Origin of the sequence: uncultured Campylobacter sp. (assembly GCF_938045535.1) — a bacterium.
Taxonomy (GTDB): Bacteria; Campylobacterota; Campylobacteria; order Campylobacterales; family Campylobacteraceae; genus Campylobacter_B.
Map to the genome: position 1 here is coordinate 1 of NZ_CALIMQ010000199.1, position 3,728 is coordinate 3,728.

Genomic DNA, 3,728 nt, shown 5'->3' on the forward strand with positions numbered 1-3,728 from the left:
CGCGCCGCATGAAATTCCGTATCGATAAATTTTTAAAATTCCACTACCGCTAAATTTTTATCGTATTTGGAATTTTAAAATTCCATCCTTAGCCGCCAAGCCAATTTATCCGCCGATAAATCGTCAAACCGCCGACCGACCGCAAAACCGAAACGGCTTGTGGCGATGAAATTTAAGCAATGCGAGCTCAAATTCCATCCACGGCACGGCTTCTCCGTGGCGCGTTCATTTTGGCAGCGGTGCGCCCGCAGCCGCACTCTATTAAAATTCTATTCGGAACCGCCCTCGCCTCGTTTAAATTCTATCGCACAAATTTTGCCGAGCGCTAAGGCGGAGGATGAACCGCCCCCACTTTGTTTAAATTTCGCTGCACCGACCGATCGCCGACCAGCCCGGGATCAGTTACGAGCTCATTACAGGACCGATCGGCAGCAAGACGGCCACAAACCAGCAGCCCGCCGAAGCAAACGATCGAGCAAAATCGAAAAGATCGGTCGCAAACAAACCTGTCGTCAAATCAAGGGATCGTCGAAGCGCTAAATCGGTCGTCGGTCCGGTTTCAAAACCGCTTGGTCCACCACAATGAGCGGGCCCGACTAACGAACCGAGCCGCAAATCCCCAACTGATTGCAATCCGAGCGGACTGATCCGCAAATAAGCAGACGGGCTAACGAGCTAGACGATCTAGCCGCAAATTGCCGACTAATTGCGAACCGAGCCGTTAATCGCTCGGTCACAGACCCGCTTCCAAGCCGCCCTGCCACAGGTTAATTCTGAACCTACCCAAGCCGTAAGCATAACCCGAAGCCGTCCGGTCCGGTCGTAAGCCGATCTCAAAGCCGCCCGGCAAGCAGGCTATCCTCGGAATCGCCCAAGCCGCAAGCCGGTCCCAAAACTGCTCGGTCGCAAGCCAAACCCGCAGCCGCTCGATCGCGAGCTAGCCCAGAAACCGCCGCTTTACTCTACGTAAATTTTATATTCGCCGTAGCCGCGCGCGTCCATCTCCTCAAGCGGTATAAATTCCAAACTAGCGCCATTGATACAGTATCTCATACCGCCCTTCTCTCTCGGTCCATCCTCAAAGACGTGCCCCAAATGGCTGCCTCCTACGCGGCTGGAGACCTCGACGCGCTGCATACCGTGGCTGTCATCTTGCGCGTACGCGATCGCATCGGTCGTTATCGGCTTTGAAAAACTCGGCCAGCCGCAGCCCGCGTCAAATTTATCGGTAGATGAAAACAGCGGCTTTTTCGACACGATGTCGATGTAGATGCCCTTTTTATAATTCTTGTCGTATTCGCTCGAAAACGGCCGCTCTGTCGCCTTTTCCTGCGTGACCTGATACTGAAGCTCGGTTAAATTTTTCTTCAGCTCCTCCTTGCTTTGCACTTTAAATTTCTCATCGTCCTCAAGCGGCTTTTTGGCTAGGCGCAGATCGATGTGGCAGTATCCGCCCGGGTTTTTGCCGAGGTAGTCCTGATGATACTCCTCGGCGCGGACGAAATTCTTTAGCGGCGCCACTTCGACGGCGATCTTTTCTTTAAATTTTGCCTGCTGCGCCGCTATGAAATAGCGCGCGATCTCGCCGCTCGCCTCGTCGGCATAGTAGATGCCCGTGCGGTATTGGCGCCCGCGGTCATTACCCTGCTTGTCGATCGAGAATGGATCGATGATGCGGAAATAATGCGCCAAAATTTCAGGCTCGCTGATGATGTTAGCGTCAAATTTAAGCATTAGCGTCTCGGCGTGATCGCTGCTATGCAGCTCCTCGTAGCTTGCCTTATCGCTCTTGCCGTTAGCGTAGCCTACCTGCGTCGCGACTATGCCGTCAAGCTGCTTAAAATACGCCTCCATGCCCCAAAAGCAGCCGCCTGCTAGATAAATTTCTTTTACGTTTGCGTTCACGCCGCCTCCTTTAACTTTAAAATTTGCGTCCGCCGCGCTGCCGCCGCCTGCGGCATTGAGCGCGACTAAATAACCCGCCGCCAAAGCAAAGAGGCAGATTAAAACTTTAGAAATTTTCATTTTGATCCTTTCGTTTTGAATTTTGCGCAATTTTACAATCCATAAATGAAATGAGAGTGAAATTTTGCTGGGCTTGATATTTGCCACAAACGGCGAAATTTAAAGGCGCGCGAGCGCGGCGCGGTAAAATTTGAGCCAAAATTTAAAGGCTACCGTAAAAATTTTACCGCTAAAGTTACGCGCCATAATAAAACCGCAACAAGGCTGCGCCGAAATCGCTCGCTGTCATAAAGCCTGCGCCCAAGCCGCGTAAGCCGCACTATCTGCGTAATTTTAAAATTTAGAGCGCAACAAAGCTCGGGAACTTGCGTAAATTTTAAAATTCCTAGCAAAACTCAACCGAGCGGCCCTCGTAAATTTGAACCGATAAATTTATATCAAACTGCACGGACATAGCGGCAAACCTAGCATTCTGCCGATTAAATTTAAAATTTACGCGCCGCGTCCGAGAGATAAAATTTTCGCGACCGTTTAAAGGGCGGCGTTTTATTAAATTTAGATTACGCAACGCTGATACGAAGCGCTATGCCGCACAGCTAAACCGGCGCCGCATAGCCGTATGGCAAAACGCAAGTAGTCCGATTCGCATCACGCTCGCCGCGTATCGGAGCGCAGTCAAATTTACATCGCACACGGCTTCGTAGCGGAGGCAGCCGGGTACGCACCGCGTTGGCGCGCAACAAAGCACCGTGCATTAGATCCGCACCGCGCCCGCTTCGTAGCGAGCTACGAGATCCGCTCCGGTGCGGTTTTTAAAATTTGCAACGGCATAAAAAGCTACGCAGCGAGCGCAATAAATCCGCTCCGCCGCAGGCGAGCAAAATTTAGTGCAAAAAGTGGCGCACTCCCGTAAAATACATCGCCATGCCAAACTCGTCGGCGCTTGCGATCACCTCATCGTCGCGGATACTGCCGCCTGGCTGCACGACCGCCGCGACGCCCGCAGCATGGGCGATCTCGATGCTGTCTTTAAACGGGAAAAACGCCTCGCTGGCAAGCGCGCAACCGCTCAGATCGACGCCCACGTCGCGAGCCTTTGCCACTGCCGCACGCGCGGCGTCCACGCGACTCGTCATACCCATGCCGATCGCGACCATAGCGCGATTTTTGACGTAAACCACGCAGTTGCTCTTCGTAAGCGCGGCGATCTGCCACGCGATTTTTAGATCGCTAAGCTCGCTCTGGCTCGCCGCACGCTTAGTGACGCAGCGGGCGTTTGCGACCTCGCCCGTGCCCACGTAGTCGCGCTGCTGATACACAAAGCCGCCGTCAATAAATTTAAAATCATACTTGTCGTTTTCGCGAATCAAAAATTCCCCGCCCTGCTCGAAAATTTTAATGCGCTTTTTCTTTTCAAATACCGCAAGCGCCGCGGGCGTGACGCGAGCGGCAAGGATAACTTCGACAAAAATTTCATTGATTTTATGCGCTAGCTCCTCGTCCAAAACGCCGTTTATCGCCACGACGCCGCCGTATGCGCTTACGGGGTCGCATTTTAGCGCCTCTACGTAGCTTTCAAGCAGGCTCCCCTTCACGGCAAAGCCGCATGGATTGGCATGCTTGCAGATCGCTACCGCAGGTGCCTCCCCAAAGCTGCTAGCCAGCATCAGCGCGCCGTGCATATCGGTCATATTGTTAAAGCTCGCCTCGCCCTTTAGGCTCTTAAAATAGTTGCTAAAAAAGTCCTCGAACTCGTACAGCGC

1 protein-coding gene and 1 pseudogene are annotated in these 3,728 nt (G+C 52.7%); both read right to left on the reverse strand.

Features of this window, described 5'->3' with window-relative positions; translation table 11 throughout:
• Positions 1-957: 957 nt before the first annotated feature.
• Positions 958-2,025, reverse strand: a complete 1,068-nt coding sequence (gene msrB, locus Q0095_RS06120; protein WP_297882338.1) for a peptide-methionine (R)-S-oxide reductase MsrB — start codon at positions 2,023-2,025, stop codon at positions 958-960.
• A gap of 824 nt (positions 2,026-2,849) precedes the next feature.
• Positions 2,850-3,728: pseudogene (locus Q0095_RS06125) on the reverse strand (bifunctional phosphoribosylaminoimidazolecarboxamide formyltransferase/IMP cyclohydrolase PurH); the annotation flags it as partial.

Coding starts and splice junctions, on each gene's coding strand:
- msrB (WP_297882338.1), bottom strand. CDS start 2,025: ATGAAAATTTCTAAAGTTTTAATCTGCCTCTTTGCTTTGGCGGCGGGT.